Origin of the sequence: Polycladidibacter hongkongensis, assembly GCF_001561995.1 — a bacterium.
GTDB lineage: Bacteria > Pseudomonadota > Alphaproteobacteria > Rhizobiales > Stappiaceae > Pseudovibrio > Pseudovibrio hongkongensis.
This window is the reverse complement of the sequence record NZ_LLWC01000036.1, coordinates 316,335-339,925: the sequence shown is the minus strand read 5'-3', so window position 1 is coordinate 339,925 and position 23,591 is coordinate 316,335. Positions and strand designations below refer to the sequence as shown.

Annotated in this window: 23 protein-coding genes and 1 riboswitch; of the genes, 15 read left to right on the top strand and 8 right to left on the bottom strand. The window is 54.1% G+C overall.

From position 1 onward, the window contains the following. Positions 1-8: 8 nt before the first annotated feature. Positions 9-935, bottom strand: a complete 927-nt coding sequence (locus tag AYK82_RS16735) for a LysR family transcriptional regulator (protein ID WP_068318678.1) — start codon at positions 933-935, stop codon at positions 9-11. Between the two features lie 181 nt (positions 936-1,116). Here AYK82_RS16735 and AYK82_RS16730 point away from each other — a divergent pair, with 181 nt between their 5' ends. The 3 genes from AYK82_RS16730 to AYK82_RS16720 are packed head-to-tail and all read left to right on the top strand — an operon-like array spanning position 1,117 to position 5,266. Next, positions 1,117-2,613 (top strand): FAD-linked oxidase C-terminal domain-containing protein, encoded by a 1,497-nt coding sequence (locus AYK82_RS16730; RefSeq protein ID WP_068318673.1) that lies wholly within the window; start codon positions 1,117-1,119, stop codon positions 2,611-2,613. A 17-nt stretch (positions 2,614-2,630) separates the two neighbouring features. Further along, positions 2,631-3,920 (top strand): glycolate oxidase subunit GlcE, encoded by a 1,290-nt coding sequence (glcE, locus tag AYK82_RS16725; protein WP_082734002.1) that lies wholly within the window; start codon positions 2,631-2,633, stop codon positions 3,918-3,920. A gap of 2 nt (positions 3,921-3,922) precedes the next feature. Then, positions 3,923-5,266: a heterodisulfide reductase-related iron-sulfur binding cluster gene (locus AYK82_RS16720; protein WP_068318671.1), complete on the top strand. Its 1,344-nt coding sequence runs from the start codon at positions 3,923-3,925 to the stop codon at positions 5,264-5,266. Here AYK82_RS16720 and AYK82_RS16715 read toward each other — a convergent pair. Then, complete coding sequence (locus AYK82_RS16715; protein ID WP_208976532.1) at positions 5,253-5,852, bottom strand: L,D-transpeptidase; 600 nt, start codon at positions 5,850-5,852, stop codon at positions 5,253-5,255. The genes AYK82_RS16720 and AYK82_RS16715 overlap by 14 nt on opposite strands. A 447-nt stretch (positions 5,853-6,299) precedes the next feature. Between AYK82_RS16715 and AYK82_RS16710 the strand changes: the two genes are divergently transcribed. The 4 genes from AYK82_RS16710 (at position 6,300) to AYK82_RS16695 (ending at position 9,564) form a co-directional block, all read left to right on the top strand. Further along, on the top strand, positions 6,300-7,037 hold the full coding sequence (locus AYK82_RS16710; RefSeq protein ID WP_068318668.1) for a protein phosphatase CheZ: 738 nt from the start codon (positions 6,300-6,302) through the stop codon (positions 7,035-7,037). Positions 7,038-7,058: 21 nt separating this feature from the next. Continuing rightward, positions 7,059-8,021 (top strand): ROK family protein, encoded by a 963-nt coding sequence (locus AYK82_RS16705; RefSeq protein WP_068318666.1) that lies wholly within the window; start codon positions 7,059-7,061, stop codon positions 8,019-8,021. Further along, positions 8,011-8,832 carry a copper homeostasis protein CutC gene (locus AYK82_RS16700; RefSeq protein ID WP_068318663.1) on the top strand — a complete coding sequence of 274 codons (822 nt, stop codon included), beginning with the start codon at positions 8,011-8,013 and terminating at the stop codon, positions 8,830-8,832. The genes AYK82_RS16705 and AYK82_RS16700 overlap by 11 nt, the downstream gene beginning before the upstream one ends. A gap of 75 nt (positions 8,833-8,907) precedes the next feature. Next, positions 8,908-9,564: a DNA-3-methyladenine glycosylase I gene (locus AYK82_RS16695; protein WP_068318662.1), complete on the top strand. Its 657-nt coding sequence runs from the start codon at positions 8,908-8,910 to the stop codon at positions 9,562-9,564. 39 nt (positions 9,565-9,603) lie between these two features. On the opposite strand, the gene hisG is transcribed toward AYK82_RS16695, so the two are convergent. The 3 genes from hisG to hisS are packed head-to-tail and all read right to left on the bottom strand — an operon-like array spanning position 9,604 to position 13,215. Next, the gene (gene hisG, locus AYK82_RS16690; RefSeq protein ID WP_068318661.1) at positions 9,604-10,578 is read right to left on the bottom strand and encodes an ATP phosphoribosyltransferase; all 975 of its coding nucleotides are present in this window, start codon (positions 10,576-10,578) and stop codon (positions 9,604-9,606) included. Then, positions 10,578-11,699, bottom strand: a complete 1,122-nt coding sequence (locus AYK82_RS16685) for an ATP phosphoribosyltransferase regulatory subunit (RefSeq protein ID WP_068318660.1) — start codon at positions 11,697-11,699, stop codon at positions 10,578-10,580. The genes hisG and AYK82_RS16685 overlap by 1 nt, the downstream gene beginning before the upstream one ends. A gap of 1 nt (position 11,700) precedes the next feature. Then, complete coding sequence (hisS, locus tag AYK82_RS16680) at positions 11,701-13,215, bottom strand: histidine--tRNA ligase (protein ID WP_068318884.1); 1,515 nt, start codon at positions 13,213-13,215, stop codon at positions 11,701-11,703. A gap of 270 nt (positions 13,216-13,485) precedes the next feature. Here hisS and AYK82_RS16675 point away from each other — a divergent pair, with 270 nt between their 5' ends. The 7 genes from AYK82_RS16675 to AYK82_RS16645 all read left to right on the top strand — a co-directional run bounded on the left by AYK82_RS16675 (position 13,486) and on the right by AYK82_RS16645 (position 19,441). Next, on the top strand, positions 13,486-14,616 hold the full coding sequence (locus tag AYK82_RS16675; RefSeq protein ID WP_068318658.1) for a glycosyltransferase: 1,131 nt from the start codon (positions 13,486-13,488) through the stop codon (positions 14,614-14,616). 39 nt (positions 14,617-14,655) lie between these two features. Beyond that, complete coding sequence (locus AYK82_RS16670) at positions 14,656-16,122, top strand: glycosyltransferase family 39 protein (protein ID WP_068318656.1); 1,467 nt, start codon at positions 14,656-14,658, stop codon at positions 16,120-16,122. A gap of 161 nt (positions 16,123-16,283) precedes the next feature. After that, positions 16,284-17,114 carry a ChbG/HpnK family deacetylase gene (locus AYK82_RS16665; protein ID WP_068318653.1) on the top strand — a complete coding sequence of 277 codons (831 nt, stop codon included), beginning with the start codon at positions 16,284-16,286 and terminating at the stop codon, positions 17,112-17,114. Between the two features lie 175 nt (positions 17,115-17,289). After that, positions 17,290-17,979, top strand: a complete 690-nt coding sequence (locus AYK82_RS16660; protein ID WP_068318651.1) for a Crp/Fnr family transcriptional regulator — start codon at positions 17,290-17,292, stop codon at positions 17,977-17,979. A 73-nt stretch (positions 17,980-18,052) separates the two neighbouring features. Next, a complete protein-coding gene (locus tag AYK82_RS16655) occupies positions 18,053-18,478 on the top strand; it encodes a globin family protein (RefSeq protein ID WP_068318649.1) in 426 nt (141 codons plus the stop codon). Positions 18,479-18,520: 42 nt separating this feature from the next. Further along, positions 18,521-18,949, top strand: a complete 429-nt coding sequence (locus tag AYK82_RS16650; protein WP_068318646.1) for an acyl-CoA thioesterase — start codon at positions 18,521-18,523, stop codon at positions 18,947-18,949. 33 nt (positions 18,950-18,982) lie between these two features. After that, positions 18,983-19,441: a group III truncated hemoglobin gene (locus AYK82_RS16645; protein ID WP_208976531.1), complete on the top strand. Its 459-nt coding sequence runs from the start codon at positions 18,983-18,985 to the stop codon at positions 19,439-19,441. A gap of 24 nt (positions 19,442-19,465) precedes the next feature. Here AYK82_RS16645 and AYK82_RS16640 read toward each other — a convergent pair whose 3' ends face one another. Further along, positions 19,466-19,816, bottom strand: coding sequence for a hypothetical protein (locus tag AYK82_RS16640; protein WP_068318645.1), 351 nt, complete (start codon positions 19,814-19,816; stop codon positions 19,466-19,468). 42 nt (positions 19,817-19,858) lie between these two features. After that, positions 19,859-19,980, bottom strand: a riboswitch (SAM-I-IV-variant riboswitch). A 224-nt stretch (positions 19,981-20,204) separates the two neighbouring features. On the opposite strand from AYK82_RS16640, the gene AYK82_RS16635 reads away from it, so the two are divergent. Continuing rightward, complete coding sequence (locus tag AYK82_RS16635; protein ID WP_068318644.1) at positions 20,205-21,263, top strand: hypothetical protein; 1,059 nt, start codon at positions 20,205-20,207, stop codon at positions 21,261-21,263. A gap of 84 nt (positions 21,264-21,347) precedes the next feature. Here the strand turns inward: AYK82_RS16635 and groL are convergent, their stop codons facing one another. Together groL and groES are read right to left on the bottom strand one after the other, a co-directional pair. Beyond that, positions 21,348-22,997 carry a chaperonin GroEL gene (groL, locus tag AYK82_RS16630; RefSeq protein ID WP_068318643.1) on the bottom strand — a complete coding sequence of 550 codons (1,650 nt, stop codon included), beginning with the start codon at positions 22,995-22,997 and terminating at the stop codon, positions 21,348-21,350. Positions 22,998-23,058: 61 nt separating this feature from the next. Next, positions 23,059-23,346, bottom strand: a complete 288-nt coding sequence (gene groES / locus AYK82_RS16625) for a co-chaperone GroES (RefSeq protein WP_068318641.1) — start codon at positions 23,344-23,346, stop codon at positions 23,059-23,061. Positions 23,347-23,591: the final 245 nt, after the last annotated feature.

Genomic DNA, 23,591 nt, shown 5'->3' with positions numbered 1-23,591 from the left:
TCAGTTTGCTAAACAACAATCTCCAGTGCTTCCAGCTGTGCATCCCAGTAGGGCTCAGGCGCATACTTCTTGGCAAGGAAATCCAGAAAGATTCGCAGTTTGACGGGTACAAACTGCCGGCTAGGGTAAATGCCGAATAAACCTAGATACTCGGAGTTTCGGTAGTCTGGTAGCACCACTTGCAGCGCGCCGCTGCGCAGTTCTTCGCCCACATCCCATGTGGAGCGCAGCGCCACTCCGGCGCCGGCAAGTACCGCAGAGCGGACAACTTCGCTGGAGTTGGTGCGCAGTCTGTCATGTACCTGAAAACTAACCGGCCCATCAGGCCCGTTGAGACGCCATAAATCCTGCTGTACCGCCGCAAGGCACGTGTGATTCTCGCAGAGGTCGTGCCAGTTACGCACCGGCCCTGCAGTCGCCAGATAAGTAGGCGCTGCACAAAGCACCCGGTGGATTGGTGCCAGTTTGCGGGCCACAAGGGAGGAATCTGAAAGCTCCCCTACGCGAATAGCCGCGTCGTACCCCTCGCCAACGATATCGACAAACCGATCTGAAAGGTCGAGCTCCAGCGAAAGCTCGGGGTTTTCCTGCAAGAACTCCCCCACGAACGGGGCAATGTGCAAACGTCCAAACGAAGTTGGCGCGCTCACCCGTAAAACCCCGCGGGCCACACCCGTCCGTCCGCAGACAAATGATTCTGCTTCCTCCACCAAATCCAGAATTGGCAAGATGCGCTCGTAGTAGCCCCTGCCAGCTTCTGTTAGGCAGAATTGCCGAGTGGTGCGCTGCATCAATCGAGTGCCCAGTCGCGCTTCCAGTTTGCTCAGCCGCTTAGAAACCACCGCAGGTGATATCCCCAATTCGCGCGCTGCGGCAGACATGCCACCAGCAGTCACCACTCGCGCAAAGATCTCCATCTCTGTCAGATTGGCCATTTCCTACCTCCGGGAAAAGGTTATTAGACATTTTCTCTATTTCGACAGTAATCAACTTGTGGCAAATCTAGTCAATAATACTAGTTATTAAACATTGCTTTGGGTGCCTCTGTCGTACCTAGGGTGTCAATAATGCACATGAGGGGGTCGGGGTCGTTTGCGCCTGCCGGGAGAGACCAACATGTCAGCAATTCGGATGCCGGAGCCAGATGCGCAGGTGCTTGCGCGCCGAGCAGAGATTATAGCGGCTCTTGAGAAGATCTTGCCCAAGGAGAGCGTGGTATCCACGCCCACGCAGTTGCGCCCATACGAAACAGACGCATTGACAGCTTATCGGCAAACCCCAATTGCTGTTGTCCTACCGGAAACCACAGAGCAGGTTGCGCAAATATTGCGCTACTGTTCAGCAAACAAAGTGAAGGTTGTACCGCGCGGTGCGGGAACATCGCTTTCTGGCGGTGCCTTGCCGCTGGAAGACGGCATCCTCATGTCGATGATGAAGTTCAACCGTATTCTGGATGTGGATTTACCTAACAGAGCGGTGGTGACCCAGCCCGGCGTTACCAATCTTGGCATTACCAGAGAGGTAGAGCATGCAGGCTTTTATTTCGCCCCAGATCCGTCTTCCCAGCTGGCCTGCTCCGTTGGGGGCAACATCGCAGAAAACTCCGGTGGTGTACACTCGCTGAAATACGGCCTGACAACCAACAATGTGCTTGGGCTTGAAATGGTGTTGATGAACGGCGATATCATTCGCCTTGGCGGCAAGCATCTGGATAGCGAAGCCTATGATCTGCTTGCGCTGCTTACTGGCTCTGAAGGCTTGCTTGCTGTCATTACAGAAGTAACGGTGCGTGTTTTACAAAAGCCGGAGGGGCAGCAGGCTGTCCTTGTCGGTTTCCCAACGATCATTGCTGCGGGGCAATGTGTGGCTGATATCATCGCCGCAGGCATAATCCCCGGCGGTATGGAATTGATGGACAACCTCTCCATCGTTGCCGCTGAGAACTATGTGAACGCAGGTTACCCGACAGAGGCCGCCGCGCTGATGATTATCGAGCTTGATGGCCCCCAAGCAGAAATCACAGATCTTTTGGCGCAGGTCGAAGCAATAACGCAAAAAAACGGCGCAATCTATCAACGGATTTCGCAATCCGAAGAAGAGAGGGCGCTATTCTGGGCGGGCCGAAAATCTGCGTTCCCGGCATTTGGCCGCCTTGCGCCGGATTTCCTCTGCATGGATGGCACAATACCACGTGCAAAACTTCCGGAGGTTCTGCTGGAAATGGAGGCGCTGGAGCAAAAGCACGGCCTACGTTGTGGCAATGTTTTTCATGCCGGGGATGGGAATTTGCACCCGCTTATTCTTTATGATGCCAACAAGCCCGGAGATCTGGAAGCGGCAGAGGCCTTTGGCGCCGACATTCTTCGCCTATGTGTCAAAGTTGGTGGAGTGCTTACAGGCGAGCATGGTGTGGGCATCGAAAAGCGCGATCTTATGCCCGAAATGTTCAGCGAAACCGATCTTGCCCACCAAGAGCGGATCAAGTGTGCCTTTGATCCGCATCACCTGCTTAATCCGGGCAAGGTCTTTCCGCAGCTGCACCGCTGCGCCGAACTGGGAAAAATGCACATATCCGGCGGCAAGCTGCCGTTTCCCGATATTCCGCGATTTTAGAAAGGGAACGTCAGACCATGCTTGAGAATGATAAAGTAAACGGCGGCGCCCACCCTGCCAGCACTGTTCAAGCCCAAGAGGCTAGTATCTTCGCGCCGCAAAATACCCAGCAAGTGCAAGAGGTCGTTGCTTGGGCTTTAGCACAGCAGCAACCCCTGCAGATTGAGGGCACTGGCACCAAGCTCGGTTGGGGGCGTGCCGTTGAGCTTCCTCATCGCCTTACACTGAAGAATTTCAGCGGTATTATAGACTACCAGCCAGAGGAACTTGTCCTCACCGCCAAAGCGGGCACACCCATGGCGCAAATAGAGGCAGCACTGGCAGAACATGGGCAAATACTGCCATTTGAGCCGATCAACCCAGCCGCGTTTGCTAGCGGTCACGGCGAACCGATGCAAACCACAGGAACGCTGGGCGGCGTTTTGGCCACCAATCTATCCGGCCCGCGCCGCCTCAAGGCAGGGGCGGCCCGTGATCATGTTTTGGGCCTGACTGCAGTGAGCGGTCGCGCCGAAGTCTTTAAAGCAGGTGGTAAAGTGGTGAAAAACGTTACGGGCTATGACGTTGCCCGCGCCTTTTGCAACAGCTGGGGCACCTTGATGATAGCCACCGAGTTGACGCTCAAAGTGTTGCCCCGCCCACAGGAAGAACGAAGCCTGTGTGTGCTCGGGGCCAGCTGTGAAACCGCCAGCCAGATAATGTCAGCTGCCATGGCCTCTAGCGCAGAAGTCTCGTCCGCTGCCTACCTGCCGGACTTTGTCGCGCGCCGTTTGGCGTCTAATCCACTGGCCGATATGGGGTCGCTCACTTTATTACGCTTGGAGGGCAGCAGCGGTTCCATTGCCGCCCGTTTTCGCCAATTGCAATCCGCGTTGAATGCCTATGGGGAGCAATCTACCCTTGATGCGTCCACCTCCGGATCCATATGGCGACAGATTCGCGATGTGGTGCCTTTGGCTCTGCCGCAAACCTGCCTGTGGCGTATCAGCCTTGCACCGGCCCATGGGCATCGTTTTTTGCAGGCTCTGCCGCATTCTCTTGCTAGCGGATACTTTCGTGATTGGGCAGGGGGGCTCGTTTGGCTCCAAACACCCACCGAAGAGCCAGAGGGGGAAACCATCCGCGCCGCCCTGCATAAGGCAGGGGGCGGCCATGCCACCCTCATGCGAGCGCCGTTGGCGCAGCGGCAGCAGCAACAGGTGTTCCAGCCACAGCCCGCGCCACTGCAACAGCTGTCACAACGCATAAAACAACAGTTTGATCCGCAAGCCGTTTTAAACCCCGGCCGCATGTATGCGGGGAGTTAGCCATGCAAACCCAGTTTACCGATGCACAGCGCGCAATGCCCGGCATTGCCGAGGCTGAAAAAATTTTGCGAAAATGCGTTCATTGCGGCATGTGCACGGCCACGTGCCCCACGTTTAACCTGCTGGGCGATGAGCTGGACAGCCCACGCGGCCGCATCTATCTCATCAAAGATATGCTGGAAAATGATCGCCCCGCCGACGCGCCGCTGGTGAAGCATATTGACCGCTGTCTCTCTTGCCTGTCTTGCACCACCACCTGCCCCTCGGGTGTTGACTATATGCATTTGGTGGATCACGCCCGTGCCCATATAGAAACCACATTCAAACGCCCGTGGCAGGACCGGTTACTGCGCAGGACCTTGGCTGCACTGCTGCCATACCCGGCGCGTTTTTCCGCGGCGATGCGCTTTGCCGCATTGGGTAAGCCGCTCGCCCCGCTGCTCTGGCGCCTGGGCGGCAGCTTTCGCCGGCTTTCCGCCATGCTGCAACTTGCTCCGTGGCGGGCACCGGCATCCTCTGCTTTTGCTGGGCAGGAAGTGATCGGGCCGGAAGAGGAGGCGCATTCGGACCAACAAAAAGCGGCAAAAAAAAACGGGCACCACGGCCGAGTTATTCTCTTGCAAGGCTGTGCGCAAAAAGCGCTTGATCCGCAAATTAATGACCGAACCATCAAGTTGCTGACCCGCCTTGGCTATCAGGTTCTGCAAGTAAAAGAAGAGGCGTGCTGCGGGTCACTCGTTTTGCATATGGGTGCGAAGGACAAAGCACAGCACCAAGCTGCAAACAATATCAAGGCTTGGCAGCAAGCCGAAGCTCTTCATGGGCCCGTTGATGCAATCATCATTACGGCCTCGGGCTGCGGTACGACAGTAAAAGACTACGAACACCTGCTGGCTGAAAACGAGCCACTAAGCGATGCTGCGTGCCGTTATGCTTCGATCTCACAGGATATAACCGAGTTCTTGAGCTTGCTGGATTTGCCCAGCTCCAACCAAGGGCGGGGTATTCAAGTCGCTTACCATTCGGCTTGCTCTATGCAGCATGGCCAAAAGATCACGCATCAACCTGCAACCCTCTTGCAAAACGCTGGCTTTACTCTGACCCAAATTGCCGAGGGGTATATGTGCTGTGGTTCGGCGGGCACCTACAATATTCTGCAGCCAGATTTGGCCTTGCAGCTGCGCGAGCGCAAGCAAGGCAACATCGCCAAAGGTGCGCCGGATGTTGTCGCCACAGGAAACCTTGGTTGCATGACCCAACTACGGCAAGGTGCCTCTTGGCCGATCTTGCACACAGTTGCATTATTGGACTGGGCATACGGCGGTGAGAAACCTAGCGAACTATAACAAGCGCGCCTTCTGGCACGGCTTTGTACAGTTCGACCACATCTTCATTGCGCATGCGAATACAGCCTGATGATACGGCCTTGCCTATGGTCCAAGGCTCGTTAGAGCCATGGATGCGGTAGAGTGTCGATCCCAGATAGAGCGCGCGCGCCCCCAGCGGATTATCAGGCCCGCCCGGCACAAACGCTGGCAGCTCTGGTTGCCGCGCAAGCATTTCCGAGGGTGGCCGCCAATCGGGCCATTGTTTTTTTGCGGTGACACGATGCGATCCCGCCCACTCAAAGCCGGGGCGGCCAACGCCAACACCATATCTGCGCGCTTTCCCGCCACCGAGAATATGATAGAGGTGGCGTGTCCTAGTATCGATTATCACAGTTCCAGCCGCCTGATTACCGTTATAGGTGATTGTGCGCGGCAGATACTTTGCAGGGATGACACTATTGGGATTGCGATGGTAGCGCCGCTCAGTTGCGCTCACACTGCGCTGTTGCAGCTCCGCTTGCGAGCGCACGCCCACTTGTAAAACTTGTGGTGGCGGCACGGCGATACCGCGGTATCCTGCCAGTACAGGCGTTGCGACGACCATTGAACACAAGCTCAAGCAGCTGAGCAGATGCGCCGCGCCAAGGCAAAGTTTCCACCCTATTGAATGCATATGTCCCCCAAGGTCTTTCTAGCTGGGCAAATCAAATATTGATTCCCCTCAGGAAATAGATGCGAAATCATGACCATGTAAAAATTAACGAAGTATAAGGTTATTGTCCGCTTAGTGTATTTTGAGATGGGGTTCTGTGAAATCTGCTCGCAAAGGCGTTGGCTTATGGGAATCGAGGCAATTCACCCTTGTGCACGGGTCAATGAGTGTTGAAGGTATGCAATTGTTTCGCGAAGCTGGAGATAGCTGCACGTTTGCGCTATCACAGCTCCAAGAGATTAAATGATTCGAACCTTTTAAAGGCATGTGCTGTGTTTTTAGAAGGCGCAAGGCCGGTTTTAAGATGACAAAAGCGGGCTGCGGTAAGAGGCGATAGGAATGAACGGGACAAGAAAAGTGTTTCGCGCAGAAACCCGGATGGGCCGCAACGGTGCTGAAGTTGCAGCCGTCCCCAATTCAGATGATGAGCGCCATTTTGAAATCCTGCGCGAGCTGGGAACACTCAAACGCATGCTCGCACCACAGCAGGACAGTGCAGCTTCTCTATCAGAGCGCATTGCTTGTGAACTTCGTTCTGAAATCGGCGAAGCCGCCAAACTCAAGGTCGAGCTGGACGCGATGTACGAGGCAATTGCCGACACCAAGTTCGAAATCGCGGCTTTGCACAATAAGGCCTCTGGCGAACTGGGGGTGCAAAAAGGGCGGGCAGCTTACGAGCTAGATGAGATTGTGTCGGGTACAGAGCAAGCGACGGAACAAATTCTATCGGCTGCGGAAGAGATCGACCAGAATGTCGCAACCCTTGGCGCGATGGTACCTGAAGAGCATTCAGGCCTTGCAGGCGATGTTCACGAAAAAATTGTTTCTATCTACGAGGCTTGTAACTTTCAGGATCTCACCGGTCAACGTATCACCAAGGTCGTAAGCACTTTGTCTTTCGTTGAAGAACGTATTGCGCGCATGATGGAAATCTGGGGCGGAATAGACAGCTTCCAGACAATCGACCTGCCGCCGGAGTTTGAAGAGGGCGATGAACGTGGCCTCCTAAACGGCCCCGCACTTGATAGCGATGAAGATGTAATTTCGCAGGACGATATCGACGCAATGTTCGCATAGCGCACACAGACAGGGGGCAGCATGGCAGTTTTGGCACTGGATATCGGTGGCACCAAAATTGCCGCTGCAACCTATGCAAATAGCAACTTAACGCAACTCGCCCGCGTTCCAACGCCAACTGGGGATCTACAGCGCTTTGTTGATTGCATCGCGCAACTGCATGAACGCGCGACCGAAGTAAGCGCGATCGCGATTTCGCTCGCTGGGGTGATTGACCCAGAAACTGGAATGGTCACTTCGGCAAACATACCGGCAATCCATCAAAGCCGGCTAGGCAAAATCCTGCAATCAGTTCTATCCAAACCGGTTATAATTGCAAATGATGCAGATTGTTTTGCGCTTGCAGAGGCAGTTTTGGGCGCGGGGCGGGGGCATAACTCGGTTTTCGGCCTGATACTCGGGACAGGTGTCGGCGGAGGACTTGTGTTGAATAAGCAGCTTGTCCAAGGTGCTGGCGGTTTTGCAGGGGAATGGGGGCACGGTCCGTTCCCGGCATTGGTCGAACTCTCCAAATTCAATGATCATATTGCGCAACTGCCAGGGCGTATTGAGGCATCCTCAAAAGTTCTGTTTCCAGCGTGGCCATGTGGCTGTGGCTTAGCCGGCTGCCTTGATGTTTATGGGGGCGCGCGTGGGCTGGAGCGAATTCACTCGTTTCTTCATCGGGCGCAACAATCTAGCGAAGCCATAGTCGAATCTTGGCAACAGGGTGAACAAGAAGCGGCGCTTACGATTGAGTGCTTTCTACAAGTCCTTGCTGGCCCGCTCACGCTTTTGATAAACACATTTGGTGCAAGTTGCTTACCCGTCGGCGGCGGAGTTTCAAATGCGAAAAAACTAATAGAACAACTTGATAAAAAAGTCCGCGCCAAGTCTTTGTGCAAGCACAAAAGGCCGATCATAGTACCGGCACAGCTGGGCAGTGATGCTGGGCAATTAGGAGCAGCGCTGCTGGCGCAAAGGGGGCAAAATAATGACAGCTGAGATGACCGTCTCGCAACACAGGATCTGTTTAGAGGTGTGTGTTGATAGCCACCATGGCATAGAGGAAGCAGTGAAGGGGGGAGCGGACCGTTTGGAACTTTGTTCCGCCTTGGCAGTTGGCGGCTTAAGCCCGAGCGTGGCTCTGATTGATCACGCAAAGCAATCTGCGCAGGACAGGGGCATTCCGGTCGTGTCCATGCTGCGACCACGCCCCGGTGGCTTTTGCTATACTAGTGCGGAAAAAGCAGGGATGCTGCAAGAAGTACAACGGATTGCTACCGCGGGACTGGACGGCATTGTCGTTGGCGCATTGATCGAAACGCCTTCCCCAAGCTCCAACAACCACTTAAAGAACACGGCACCCAATACCTACTGGCTAGATGAGGCTTTCTTGCATGACATCGTTTTGGAGTGCAAGCGTAACAGCCTTTCCATTACTCTTCATCGCGCAATAGATCTTATAAATGATCCAGTTAAAGCCGCAGTACGGGCCGCAGAAATTGGCTTTGACCGTATTCTATCTTCTGGTGGAGAACTGGATGCTGCAAGTGGATTGGACATGCTCACGGCCATGCACAATGCGGTGAGAGGGCGCCTTTCGATCATGCCCGGCTCTGGTATATCCATCGACAATTTACGCAGGTTCCTGAATGCGTTTGAGCTAGTGGATATTCATGCCTCCTGTTCTACCACCTCTGCCAGCGATGAAGCTCTTGTGAACATGGGCTTTGCCGAAGCAACAATGAAACAGACTTGTGCTCACAAGGTTTCCCAGCTTAAGCACACCTTGCAAAACCAAACGACTCTTTGATTTTGGTCTCCAAGATTTGAATGATTGTGCTAAGGTGTCTAGCGAACATATGATGAACAAAGTGATGGGGATACGATGTCGCAAAGCAAGGATGGGCTTTTAACTGACGAAAAAGGAGTTTGTACCTGCTGGTGGCATGGCGGCGATCCTGAATATCGAAGATATCACGATGAAGAATGGGGCCGACCGGTATCTGACGATGTCCGCTTGTTTGAGAAGATCTGTTTGGAGGGGTTTCAAGCAGGTTTGTCTTGGCTCACAATTTTGCGTAAGCGCGAGAATTTCAGAGCAGCCTTTCATGGCTTCGAACCTGCAAAAGTTGCCTGCATGGACGAGCGCGATGTGGAGGAGTTACTGCAGAATAAAGGCATTGTTCGCCACAAGGGAAAAATAAATTCTACGATTAACAATGCCCAGCAGGCGCTCAAGCTGCAAGAAGAGTTTGGCTCACTGGCCGCCTATTTTTGGCAATGGGAGCCAGCTGCAAATACAAGGCCAGCAAAAGCCACCTACGAAAACATCGCTAAAATCGCGCAAACTGAAGTTTCAAAGCAGCTTTCAAAAGACTTGAAGAAGCGCGGCTGGTCGTTTGTCGGGCCAACGACTGTCTATGCCTTTATGCAAGCGATGGGCTTGGTGAATGATCATCTAGAAGGATGCAGTATCCGCAGCGTTGCTTTGGAGGCGAGGAGAGATTTTATCAAGCCCACTAAGCGGGACAAGCACAAGTGACTTAGGGCAGAACGAAAGGTGCCTGCCCTAAGAAGGAACCTAGCTTGTGACTTTCTCCGCAAGGGGCGCATAGAGCGGATTGTAGTCTTGAAACACGTACTCAAGTGCTTGAACAGTTACCAGATCCGCGCCATTTCTGCGCAGCCAATCTGCGCAGTTTGGCACGTTTTTGGCAGGGCAGTGCAATACCAAATGCCCAAGTTGCACGGCCTCTACGCCAAAGGGCGCCGTACAGCCAAACATTTCCGCAACCACTTGTAAGACATGATGTGGCTGGCGGATCTGTACGCGAAGCTCTTTAAGCTCTTGCGCAGTACTGCGCGAAGAGATGCGATCAAGCATCTGCTCCGCAGCGGCCAAAGCCTCTTTGTCCCATTTCGCAGTACGCGAAGCGACAAGGTGAGCCTGTGACTTATAGATTGTACCATCGCTCGGGATCTTGAGACTGTTGGCTTTCAATGTCGATCCTGTGGACGTAATGTCCACCACCAGCTCTGCCGAGCCCGCCGCTGGTGCGCCCTCGGTCGCGCCGGCACTTTCCACAATGCGGTAATCGGCAATGCCATGCTCGGTAAAGAAACGGCGCGTTGTGTTGATGTATTTCGTTGCAACGCGCAACCGGCTGCCATGGCGCACGCGGAAATCTGAAGCTACATCTGCTAGGTCGGCCATGCAATTAACATCGATCCAGGCGGATGGAACCGCAATCACAACATCCGCATGCCCAAAACCAAGAGGTGCAACAATGTGTGTTTTCTCTTCAGGCTGATCGATGTTTTCCATAATCAGATCAGTGCCCGTAACGCCAAAGTGCACAGCGCCTGCTGTTATTTCACGTGCAATCTCCGAAGCGGAGAGAAACGCGATTTCCACGCCTCCAACACCAACCAGATGTCCGCGATAATTGCGATCACCACCTGGGCGCTTTACCTTTAGCCCGGCTTCCTTGAAGAAAGCGTGGGTCAATTCTTGCAGGCGCCCTTTGGAAGGGATCGCCAATACCAAATTCGCCATTAGTGCTCTCCCTTTGCCAGACGATTAAGCCAGATGGTAAAGCCAATGGCGGGCACCCGCTCGGGCGCACCAAGGCGCTCGATCAAACGGTCGTATCTTCCACCCCCGATCACTTGGGCGCCGGAGGTGGCAGCACGATGATGCACCTCAAATACAAAGCCGGTATAGTAATCAAGTCGGCGGCCAAAATCGCCGGAATACTCAAGCGCGTCCACATCAATGCCTCGCTCGCTCATCAATTGGGAGCGCTTGGCAAGGCGCTCAATTGGCGCATCAAGATCCAATCCGGTCTCGCGGGCAAAAGCGTGCAAGGTCTCCACCGCGCGTAGCGGCGGTGGACCGGAGATATTAAGGTAGGCATTCAGCCGCTCTGCCGCATCTTTGTTGACGCCGGTGCCAGAGGCCAGACTGGCCTGTTCCATAAACCGCTCGGCAATCTCGTGGGCGCTTCGCCCCCCAACGGCGGTAATACCGGCCAGTGACAACAGGTCTTCAACCACAGCAACAGCAGCATCGCTGTCCTTGCCTTCAAGCGCGGCTAACAAACCGGTTTGGCTGGCGCGGTTGTCCTCACCTTTTGCCATCCGTGCGATCAATGCATGAAGGCGATCCCGCTCGCCGAACACATCCCGCAAGCGGCGTTGCCAAACACGCGGGATATCAAGTGCCTGCAACACAGCGGTGAATAATCCCTCATCGCCAATGCGCACCCGCACATCACGCAGATCGAGCACCTCGGCGCTGCTCAGCGCCAGAGAGAGCATATCCGCATCCGCTGCATCGCTGTCGCGCCGACCAATGGATTCAACACCCGCTTGCAGCGTCTCGCCAAGCTGCCCTGGTTTCTGGCGAAAAACGGGGCCCGCATAGCTAAATGCAGCAACACGCCCGGCGATACCAGAACTCAAATAATGCCGGGCAATTGGAATGGTAAAATCAGGCCGCAGACAAAGATCTGCGCCATCTTCTCCGCTTGTTAAATAAAGGCGCTTGCGCAGGTCCTCTCCGGCAAGGTCCAGAAAGACATCCGCATCTTGCAAAATAGGCGGATTGGCCTCCTCATAACCTGCATCACGGTAAAGGTTGGCCAGCGCAAGCAGGCCACGATCAAACTGCCCCATACTAGCCTCCGTTTTGCCGTTCCGCAGCTTGCGCTGCGAGCAGCTTCTGTACCTCTTCCACCAAGCTGCCGCGCGCAACTGCGAATTGAGCCGGGCGGCTTTCCCGCCACGTCTTGTTATCTTCGATCTCGGCGGACAGGCGCTTGCCTTCAATCAGGTCCTTGATCTGGATTTCACCAGCCTCACGCTCTTGTGAACCCTGAATAATCGCGCAAGGCGCGTTGCGTTTGTCGGCATATTGTAGTTGCTTGCCAAACTGCTTGGGGTTGCCTTGATACATTTCTGCGCGAATGCCTGCGCTGCGTAGCTCCTGCACCATCCGCTGGTAGTGCCCTAGGCTCTCAACATCCTTGTCCATCACGCAGACAACAACAGGGCCAACAATTTCCTCATCGCCCAATTTGCCAAGCACCTTCAGCGCTGCCATCAGGCGAGAAACCCCCACAGAAAAACCTGTTGCAGGCACAGGCTGGCTCATAAAGCGGGAGACAAGCCCGTCATAACGACCGCCGCCACCAACTGAGCCAAAGCGCACCGGGCGCCCCTTCTCATCCTTCACCTCGAAGGTCAGTTCTGCCTCGTAAACGGGCCCAGTGTAGTATTCAAGCCCGCGCACCACTGATGGGTCGATCAAAATGCGGTCATCGCCGTAACCGGAGGCGGCAAAAAGCGCGGCCATATCTTCCAGCTCCTGCACACCTTCCGCACCGGTCTTGCTGTCGCTAACCAATTGGCGCAGGTTACTTACCGTGTCAGTTGGCGTTGTTCCGCCAGCAGATACAAATGCCAGCACAGTATCGGCGGCGTTATCGGAAAGGCCAGCGCCCTTGGTGAAATCGCCGCTTTCGTCTTTGCGTCCCGCACCAAGCAGCAGCTTGACGCCGTCAATGCCCAAGCGATCCAGCTTGTCTACGGCGCGCAGCACTGTCAGGCGCGTGTCGGCATGCTCGTCACCGGCAAGGCCAACGACTTCCATGACGCCGTCCAGAACCTTCCTGTTGTTCACACGGATCACATACTTGCCGCGTTCGATGCCCAGACGCTCCATGTTATCGGAGGCCATCATGCACATTTCCGCATCGGCGGAGACACCCGGCGCGCCAATGGTGTCCGCATCAAACTGCATAAACTGGCGGAAGCGGCCGGGTCCCGGCTTCTCGTTGCGGAATACATAGCCGTTACGATAGGAGCGGTAAGGCTTCGGCAGGCTTTCAAAATTCTCGGCCACATAGCGGGCGAGTGGCGCTGTCAGATCATACCGCAAGCTCATCCACTGCTCGTCATCATCTTGCAGTGAGAACACGCCCGCATTAGGCCGGTCTTGATCTGGCAAAAACTTGCCAAGCGCATCGGTGTATTCAAACAGCGGCGTTTCCACCGGTTCAAAACCGTATAGCTCGTAGGTCTCTTTGATAACGGAGAGCATATGATGCAGCGCCTGAAGCTCAACCGGTTCGCGATCGACAAATCCGCGTGGTAGGCGGGCTTTCAACTTGGCGCTCTTCTTTTTAGCCATCTCATCCGTCTCAATTTTACTAGAACAAATCGCAGCGGCCATGCCCATGAACGGGTGCAGCCGCGTGCAAGTTCCTAGACCATTGCTTGGCGCAGGGCAAGGTGCTGGGGTGCGCCAAAGCGGTGCATTTCCTAATCAAGACTTGCAATAGCCTCAATTGCCGCTAAGTTCCCCCAAAAATCAAAGGTCGGTGCGCGTTTTTTCCGCTCCGTTTCCGGGTCAGTCCGCACCGCCTGCAACGCATAGACGCACAGTTCTGCGAGGTCATAGATGTCCGTAGCGACCGACACCAAGCCGGCAGCAAGCCAGACAACCTCACTGGAGTTGTCGCTGGTATTGCCAACATACAATGAGGCACAAAACCTGCCGCTGGTTGTAGATCTGGTCGAGAAGGCCCTTGCTGGCGTGAACTGGGAAATCATTGTGGTTGATGACAACTCCCCAGACGGCACAACCAAGGTGGCGCGTGAACTGGCGCAAACCAATCCGCGCGTTCGTGCCATTCGCCGCATCGGCCGTCGGGGGCTGTCCGGCGCCTGTATTGAGGGCATGCTGTCATCCTCCGCAAAATTTGTGGCAGTGATGGACGCGGACTTACAGCATGATGAAAGCTTGCTGCCGCGCATGCTGGCAGCCTTGCGCTCTGGTGATTTTGATATTGCGGTCGCCTCGCGCCATGTGGAAGGCGGCGATGTGGGCTCAGGCCTATCAGCAGTTCGCAGTTGGGGCTCCAACCTTGCCAACAATCTGGCTCGAAATCTCTTAAAGGTAACCTTGTCTGACCCTATGAGCGGCTTCTTCATGGTTGCGCGCGACAAGGTGGACGAGTTGGCGCCAAAGCTCTCTTCGCAAGGCTTCAAAATCCTGTTGGATCTTGTTGCCAGCGCCAACGGCACATTGCGTATCAAAGAGCTGCCATTTGTCTTCCGCGAGCGCCAACATGGGGAAAGCAAGTTGGATACGCTGGTAACGCTTGATTACCTTGGCCTGCTGGTTGCAAAGCTGTTCAATGATATGATCTCAGTTCGCTTTCTGATGTACTCCGCTGTGGGGGCAACAGGGGTGATCGTGCATCTGATTACCCTGCAATTGCTGATGTTTGCTGCGCTCTTGCCTTTCACAACAGCACAACTGGCAGCAACAGTCGTCGCCATGACATCGAACTTCATGCTGAACAATCAGCTCACTTATCGGGATCGCCGCCTCAAAGGCCTCGCTTGGTTGCGCGGCTTGCTTTCTTTCTATGTTGTGTGCTCCGTTGGTGTGCTGGCCAATGTAGGCGTTGCCAATTTCATTTACGATGCCCAGCCGCTTTGGTGGTTTGCCGGTGCTGCTGGCGCGATCATGGGTGCTGTCTGGAACTTCGTTGCCTCAAACGCGGTCACTTGGGGGCGCAGCTAATCGGCAGCGTCACCTTTCGGACCATTTGGAGAACCCGGTATGCCTCGAAATGATGCGCAACTGCCCCTGATGCTACGCCCCGTTTCACTGGTGTTGCTTGTGCTGCTGGCCACAGCTGCCCGTCTCGCCACTGGAGCCTACGCAGGCTTGGTCGAGGATGAGGCCTACTACCGACTTTGGGGGCTTAATCCCGCTCTTGGGTATTATGATCATCCGCCCATGGTGGGCTGGTGGATCGCTATCGGGCAAGCTATCGCCGGTGATACCATGCTTGGCGCGCGCGTACTTTCAATTCTCAGTGCCGCCATCGGTTCGCTGGCCATTTGGCGCACGGCTTATGTGCTGTTTGATGCCTGCACCGCCGGGTGGACGGTGCTGCTCTTCAATGCCTCCTTGCTCATGGGCATCGGCGCTATTCTGGTGACGCCAGATGCGCCCTCTGTATTCTTCTGGGGGCTTGGGCTTTGGGCGCTTGCCGAGCTGCAAACGAGCCGCAATGCCAATTGGTGGCTGGCTGTTGGCCTGTTTGCCGGTTTGGGTTTGCTCTCAAAATTTTCTGGTCTGTTCTTAGGGACCGGCATTGTTCTATGGCTGGTGCTTTCAAAAGAGAACCGGCGCTGGTTCGGGGCATGGCAACTCTGGGCTGGTGGACTGATCGCCGTTTTGTGTTTCGCGCCTGTGCTCTATTGGAATGCACAGCATGACTGGATCACCTTTACCAAGCAGTTTGGCCGGGTTGCCGCAGATACTTACACATTGCGCTACATTGGTGAGTTTATTGGCGCGATGGCGGGGCTCATTAATCCGCTTACATTTCTGTTGATCTGTTTTGGTGTAGCTGTCGCGGTGCGTAGGGCACTCAAAGGCCAAGAGCCGTATATCCTGCTGTTGAGCTCCACACTGCCGTTTCTCGCATACCTGTTGTTCCATGCCCTTCATGATCGCGTGCAGGGCAATTGGCCAGCGCCAGTCTACCCGGCACTGATAATGCTTGCAGCACACGCTATCACCAGTGCACCCGCCGCGCGCCGCTGGCCGTTCCGCCTTGGTGTCTTTGCTGCGGTACTCGGTTTTTTGGTCGCCTCACTGGTGATGGCACACACTATCTGGCCGTTGAACACCACTCTTGGCCGCAAAGACCCCACCATGCAGCTACGCGGCTGGCAAGAGGTGGCCGACGTGGTTCGCGCGCAGGCGACGGCCACAGGGGCTAGGGCGATTATCACCACCAGCTATGGCTTTACAGGGCAAATGTCTGAGGCCCTGAAACATGATGGATTGCAGGTCTTTCAGCTTAATCAGCGCGAGCGCTACGCAATGCAGCCAAAGGCGCTGCAAAGCCTGCCGAATGGGCCGCTGCTTTATGTCGTTGAGGATCGCCGCGACCGCCTGTCTGTTGTAGAGGCGAAGTTTGGAGCGGCTCAAAAACTAGCCGAAGCTCCACGCAAAACCGGTGAGACAGTGCTGGAAACTGTACGCATCTACCTTCTCCCGCGTGCAAATTGACCCCGAATAATAAGGGGTTACGCCGTTAATAGCCCCTTGAATCTAAAGGGGTTCCCAGCGCAGGTGCTTGCAGCTCTGCCCACTCGTGGCCTAAACTCGACCCATACAAAAAGAGCAGTTGGGAATTGCAAAGAGTAGGGCAGGTCTCGAAGGGGTGCGCCATGAAGCGCATAATGTTGACGGCGCTGGAGTTCGGCGAAAGCTACAACACAAATAGAGCAATCTGCGAGTTGGTGATGGCTGGCCGTTTGTCTGCTGTTGGCTGCAACGTCACCGGTGAATACTGGGCCAAGGAGTTCTATCAGCTTCGCGATGTTGTCGCCTGGGCAGATCAGGAAACCAAGGTCGGTCTCACCATCTGCTTGAGTGCCCCTGCGATCCCGCTTTCCAACTATTATGGTCGCTTTCCCAAAAAACTGGGGGAGCATATCTCGCCGCGCCCGTTTCCACCATTGTGGCAACAGCGTTTGCGCGCTTTCTTCACAGCTCTGCCAATCACCGCAATTGAAGGAGAAATTGCCCGCCAAATCGATTGTTTTGAAGAGTATTATGCCCGCCCGCCCCAGTTCCTCGCTTTAGAGCACAATTTGGCGCGCTTTGCCCCCCTACAAAAGGCCTTGGTTAAAGCTGCGGGTCTTATGAAAGGGCGGCAACCGGCGCTGGTCGGCCCTCGCGAGGCGCCAAATGCGGAAAGCGCAATGGCGCGGCAGACACGCAAACAAGGGCTACAGTTTCATTATGCAGGCCCGAAGCTACCTCTCTTTAGCAGCAGCGAAGACCTCCGCTCTTTTTTCTGGAATCAACTCGCCAATTTACGTGATTGTGAAATGGTGTTTTGCTCTCCGTCCTATCCAAACGAAACTGCGCCCAAATCCCGCTTGTTTTTCAAAGGGCAATCGGCATTCACCACCAGCCGCGCACAGCACTTAAACTTTTTGAACAGTGAAGAGTTCCCTTTTATGCTCAATGAAAAAGACCTGTTCCTCTTCTAACGTCCCTTCTCAATGAGCTCGATCGTCTCGAAAACTGCGACGCTCTGTCGCGAAAAATCCGAAAATTAACGTTAAGTAATAAGTGCCCATTAGAATTTAATAAAGTGACCATCATTTTGCCCCGAATGCGTGTTTATGAACGAGAAAAATAACGATAATCTTCGGAATTTGTGCAATGAGAGAGTTTAATGAGGTTTTGAAGCAGAGCTTCTCTTTGTCTTCACTTGATCAGATTCAAGCGCAGGCATTGGCGGCAAAAGCGCAAGAGCTCACACTAAAAGCCGGGACGACCCTTTTTGAAGCGGGAGACCCTGGAAACGGTTGCTACGCGGTGCTGGAAGGCTCCTTGAAAGTTTCCGTTGTTTCCGTTGATGGTTCAGAGCAGCTGCTTGCGGTGTTGGGCCCGCAATCACTGGTGGGAGAGCTCGCGCTGCTTGATGGCCGTGATCGCTCGGCAACAGTAACTGCGCTCAAGCCGACAAGACTGGCGTTCATCTCCAAGCACAACTTTTATGCGTTTGCAGATGCCAATCCGCAGGTCTACCGCGACATGTTGGCGATTGTTTCCAGTCGGCTGCGTAATGCCAACGACGCCTTGGCCGCCCGCTCATTCCTGCCCTTGCCCGGCCGCGTTGCGCAAACACTGCTGCAACTGGCGGATACGTTCGGAATGACCGTCGACAATGGCAAGTTGCTCATTCACTACAAGATCTCCCAATCCGAAATCGCTAATATGGCAGGCGGCGCAAGAGAGAATGTCAGCCGCATTCTCAATGCATGGAAAAGGGAAGGGGTTGTTAGCCGTCTTTCGGGGTACTACTGCCTCGAACGACCTGAGGTGCTACGAGCTGCCGCAGAACTTTAACGCTTTTAGCGTTTATACTGATCTCCCAATAAAGCGCGCTGCACCAGCGCCAAGCAACAAAGAGGGAAATGCAATGTCTCTTCAAACGCAAGTTTTTGATATTCGCGAGGGTGCAGCTGCAAGCCCGGTGCACGAAAGCCTGACCGCGACGCAAGTGGAAGCGTTCACAAAGCGGCACTGGGCCTTGTTGTTGCAAGATCAAAAGCTGTCGGCGATCTTCCTTAGCGCAATCGAGGATGAAGAAGAGCACTTGCATCGCTCTGCCGCATTCTGGCAATGTGCGCTGCGAAAGACAGGTGGATATAGTGGCCGCCCGCTTGCGAAATATATGGCACAGGCAGATAAGCTTGATGAAGAGGCAGCCGCTATGTGGTTGACGCTTTTCCAACAGGCGGCCTCTGAAAACTTTGAGGCTAAAGCTGTCGCGCCTGTTTGTGCGCTGGCATCTAAGCTACATGCCAGTGTCACAGCGGCGATGCGCGCCAAGCGGGTCGCCTAATGCTTGCGTGAGTGGCGTGCACTAAAACTTTAACGAGGGACCATGTCATCACCAGAAATTTTTGAAACTGACGTTGTGCCGCAAGGTGAGTTAACAACCCGCACCATGGCGATGCCTAAAGACACCAACGCTTCGGGCGACATTTTTGGTGGCTGGGTGCTCTCGCAAATGGACATCGCGGCGGGAATTTGTGCGGCGCAATCGACAGGCAAGCGTGTGGTGACGGTGGCGATTGATAGCATGACATTCATTCGCCCTGTCAAAGTCGGCGATGTCATGTGTGTTTATACCAAAGTCAAGCGAGTTGGAAACACCTCCCTCAATATTGCCGTTGAAGCATGGGCACTGCGCGCGCTAACTGGTGAGCGAGAGAAGGTAACCAATGCCGTTTTCACGTTTGTTGCCGTTGATGAACAGGGGCAACCCTCGCCAATTGATCCAGCACGCAAGGCATTGTTTACTGACGACTAAAACGCATCACCATAACAACTTGGATAAACAAGTATGAGCGAAACGATCCCTGTGTTGCCAGCAGGTGCGCGGACTCCGCTGGATGAAACAATAACCCCGCAGCAAATAAACGAACTGGTTGAGTGTTTTTATGCAAAGGTGCGCGCACATCCCTCGCTAGGCCCTGTATTTGCCGAGACCATTCAGGATGATTGGCGCCCGCACTTGCAAAAGATGAAGCACTTCTGGGCCTCTGTTTTGCTCAAGACAGGCACCTATAAGGGCAAGCCGGTTCCAGCCCATGCCAAGCTGCAAGCACTCGCGCCAGAGCACTTTGATGAGTGGATGGATTTGTTCGCTACCGAAGTTGAGCGGATTTTTGCGCCATCTGCAAGACCGAAAGTTATGGCGGTGGCGCAGCGCATTGCGCAAAGCTTGTGGCTTGCAAAGTTTGCCAGCCCCTTTGACAACCCGCCAACAGAATTCGGCAGCACGTCACACAGCCAAAGCTAACAAGCTGAAGTAAAATGCTTGCCGCTAACGCTTGTTAAAAAGTTCTCGCCTGAGTTTTTGCCGGATCCGGGCGAAGGTCTCGGGATGACGCGATACACAGTCATAAAACAGTTGCTCATCAATTGCGCTATGACAGCCCGCGCCCCAAAGCGCGATAAGTTGCAGGAATCTATTCTGCCGCTCGTTTGCAGCGAGAACCGGGGCAGACAATGCTGCGTTGCGCGGGGAGAGCCGCGCGCGCGCACCTTTTTCAAGCAGCACCACCTCAAGGCGCGGCACCGCGGCCTCTGCGCTTTGCTGAACGCGCGAGGGCGCTGCGCTGCTAAGGTTGTCTTCTACCCACACCGCCTGTGAGTCTCTTGTAAGATCCAACAAAAAATCCTCCTTCGGTTTCCCCAAGGAGGACTGGCGCAAATACGTTTGACCGCTGGTTACTGTGCAAGCAAAAGCCAGAGCACAATCACATCCCAAAAACGCGGAGACCACCTTGCCGGTCAGGCAGGTTGGCGAGGGCGCCAGCCCTTCTCTTGATGATGAATTTCAATTGCCACGAAACTAAGGCAAATGCAAGCGATTTGGCAGCAACAAACTCATACTTGAAGGAACGGGCTTAAAGCGTAGCGCCGCAAGACTGAGAAAACCTTACAAGCAATCCCTGTGTTCTACGGGATCTTGCAAGACTTTTGCCATCAGTTACTTCACATCCTCCGTGAAATCGCGTCTCACTTAAGGACACAGGCCGAACGCGAAGGGAGTACCCAAAATGAATGTTCAGCTCGATCCGGACATCACGCCGCTTCGGTTAAAAAATTTCTCTCTGGCGGGTCTGAAATTTCAACAGGACATCATCGAGCAGCGCTTTAGCGTGGCGGCCGACACGCTCAGCTACAGCATCGCACAATTGCCGCTTATGGTCTTTGCCCACGAAAGTGCGCCAACAAATACTCTGGCAAGCTTAATGAGCGCCGACGGTTTTGAGATTGATAGTGCAGGAGCCTATTTTTACGCAGCAGTGGCCAGCGCTCAGCCGCTAGCAGCGCTATTCGCCGAGCCAGATCAGCATGCCAGCCAGTTTAAACCGGTTACCATTTCCAATCGGGATGACCGTGTCTGGCGAAACTACTATGCAATGAGCTTTAATCTGGGCTTTAGTGCCGCGCAAATGCGCGCCTCTATCGCGCAAATGATCAAACTTGCCGATAACGTGAGTACGACACGTTTTCTTGAGCTGTTTGATAAGCGTAACCAACCCCGAGGCTCTAGCTTTCTCTTCGTAAACGAAGGGCGCTTCGGCGGCACGTTCTGGGGGCAGTTAAATGGCGGCTGGCCTGGTGCCTTTAGCGCTTACAGCTATTTACCATTTCGCTTGTGTCGTGTGCTATTGAGTAAAGACAGTGCAGAAGCGCTGTTTGACGGCGAACCCGACAGCCAGAAGCAGCAAAGTGTCCGGCTTTGGGAAAAGCTGCATAGCCAAGGTGATGCAGGAATGCCGGAACGGACTTTGGCCACCATAGGAGCAGCACAGAGTTTTTTTGAGACAAGTCGTGTTGCATTGCCTGACGGGGTTGTTGGACCAGCCAATGTTCCTGCGCAGCTGGAGATATTACAGCGTTATCAGCAAAAAATTCGCGTTCCCGGTCAAATGGGGAACACCGAGGTAAAAGCGGATACTCCGTTCTTTTCACTCAACTATCTACGTGAAAACAACTCGGTCTTCAATTTGCCCGCGTACAATCCTGACGATACTCAAATTCATGCCCAATATATCGGCGCGCAATATCAGAACATATTAGAGATGATTGCGGCCTTTGATGTAAATTAGCGAAGCCCCATCCGCACACAACCGTGCAAAAAAAGGGCACCCACAAGAGGTGCCCAATTCTTCGATAGCTTTGAGTAGCGTGGCTTAGAAGCCCATGCCGCCCATGCCGCCCATGCCGCCGTCCATTGGTGGCATTGCAGGACCTGCATCTTTCTTAGGCAGCTCTGCAACCATCGCTTCGGTGGTGATAAGCAAACCAGATACAGAAGCAGCATCCTGCAGGGCGGTACGAACCACTTTGGTAGGATCGATGATGCCTGCTTCAACCATGTTGACATACTCTTCACGCTGTGCGTTGAAGCCAAAGTTGCCGTCGTTGTTTTCTAGTACTTTGGAAACCACGATAGAACCTTCAACACCGGCGTTTTCAACGATCTGGCGGATCGGAGCTTCCAGAGCGCGCAGAACGATCTTGATACCAGCTTCGATGTCAACGTTGTCGGAAGACAGGGCAGCAACAGCAGCCTTTGCACGCAGCAGCGCAGTACCACCACCTGGAACGATACCTTCTTCAACCGCAGCGCGGGTTGCGTTCAGAGCATCGTCGATGCGGTCTTTACGCTCTTTCACTTCGATTTCGGTTGCACCGCCGACGCGGATAACAGCAACACCGCCAGCCAGTTTAGCCAGACGCTCTTGAAGTTTTTCACGGTCGTAGTCAGAAGTGGTTTCTTCGATCTGAGCTTTGATCTGTGCAACACGAGCTTCGATGTCGGACTTGTCGCCAGCACCGTCAACAATGGTGGTGTTCTCTTTGGAAATGTTAACTTTTTCCGCAGTACCCAGCATGTCGATTGTGACGTTTTCCAGCTTGATGCCGAGGTCTTCAGAGATCACGGTACCACCGGTGAGGATCGCGATGTCTTCCAGCATTGCCTTACGACGGTCGCCGAAGCCTGGTGCTTTAACAGCAGCAATTTTCAGACCGCCACGCAGCTTGTTCACAACCAAAGTTGCGAGTGCTTCACCTTCAACGTCTTCTGCAATGATCAGCAGCGGACGGGAAGACTGAACAGCGCTCTCAAGGATTGGCAGCATTGGCTGAAGGTTGGAAAGCTTCTTCTCGTGCAGGAGAATGAGTGGCTTTTCCAGATCAGCGATCATTTTTTCTGTGTTGGTGCAGAAGTAAGGAGACAGGTAACCGCGGTCAAACTGCATACCTTCAACAACTTCCAACTCTGTTTCCAAAGACTTAGCTTCTTCAACAGTGATAACGCCTTCGTTACCAACACGCTGCATTGCTTCGGCAATGTCTTTACCAACCTGCTCGTCACCGTTTGCAGAGATTGTACCAACCTGTGCAACTTCTTCAGAAGAAGAAATGGACTTGGAACGTGCTGTCAGGTCTGCAATTGCAGCAGAAGTTGCAAGATCAACACCGCGCTTCAGGTCCATTGGGTTCATGCCAGCAGCAACGAACTTTGCACCTTCTTTAACGATAGCCTGCGCCAGTACAGTCGCAGTGGTGGTGCCGTCACCAGCAATGTCGTTGGTTTTGGAAGCAACTTCGCGCACCATCTGCGCGCCCATGTTTTCGAACTTGTCTTCCAGTTCGATTTCCTTGGCAACAGAAACACCGTCTTTGGTGATGCGTGGTGCGCCGAACGATTTGTCGAGCACAACGTTACGGCCTTTAGGGCCGAGGGTAACTTTTACAGCGTTTGCTAGGATGTCGACGCCTTTAAGCATTTTATCGCGGGCATCAGAACCGAACTTGACTTCTTTAGCAGCCATGGTTTGTCTCACTTATATGTTGGATCAAAGAAAAAAGAAGGTGACAGCAAAGGGGAAAGGCTTAGCCCAGAACACCCATGATGTCGGATTCTTTCATGATCAGCAGCTCTTCGCCGTCGATCTTTACTTCGGTACCAGACCACTTGCCGAACAGAACGCGGTCACCGGCTTTAACATCCAGCGCGATCAGCTCGCCATTGTCTTTGCGTGCACCGCCGCCTACTGCAACGATTTCGCCTTCCTGTGGCTTCTCTTTAGCAGTGTCTGGAATAATGATGCCACCGGCAGTCTTTTCTTCAGACTCGATACGGCGAACGACAACACGGTCGTGGAGCGGACGAAACTTCATAGTTTGGCTCTTTCTCTCATGCGCAGATGCCCCAAACAAAGGCAGCACCTAAAAACGCTCAAGGTTAAAAACAATTGAGAGGATGCACCCCCCAAGGCAATCTTGCCCGAAGGCGTGCACCGCTAGCACTCCCAAAGGCAGAGTGCTAACAACGGAAAAAGAGATAGTAAGCGCAACTACCCCTGTCAAGGATCGTCCGGCAAAAAAATGTCAGCCAAAAGACATCGCGGGGAAACCTGAAATTC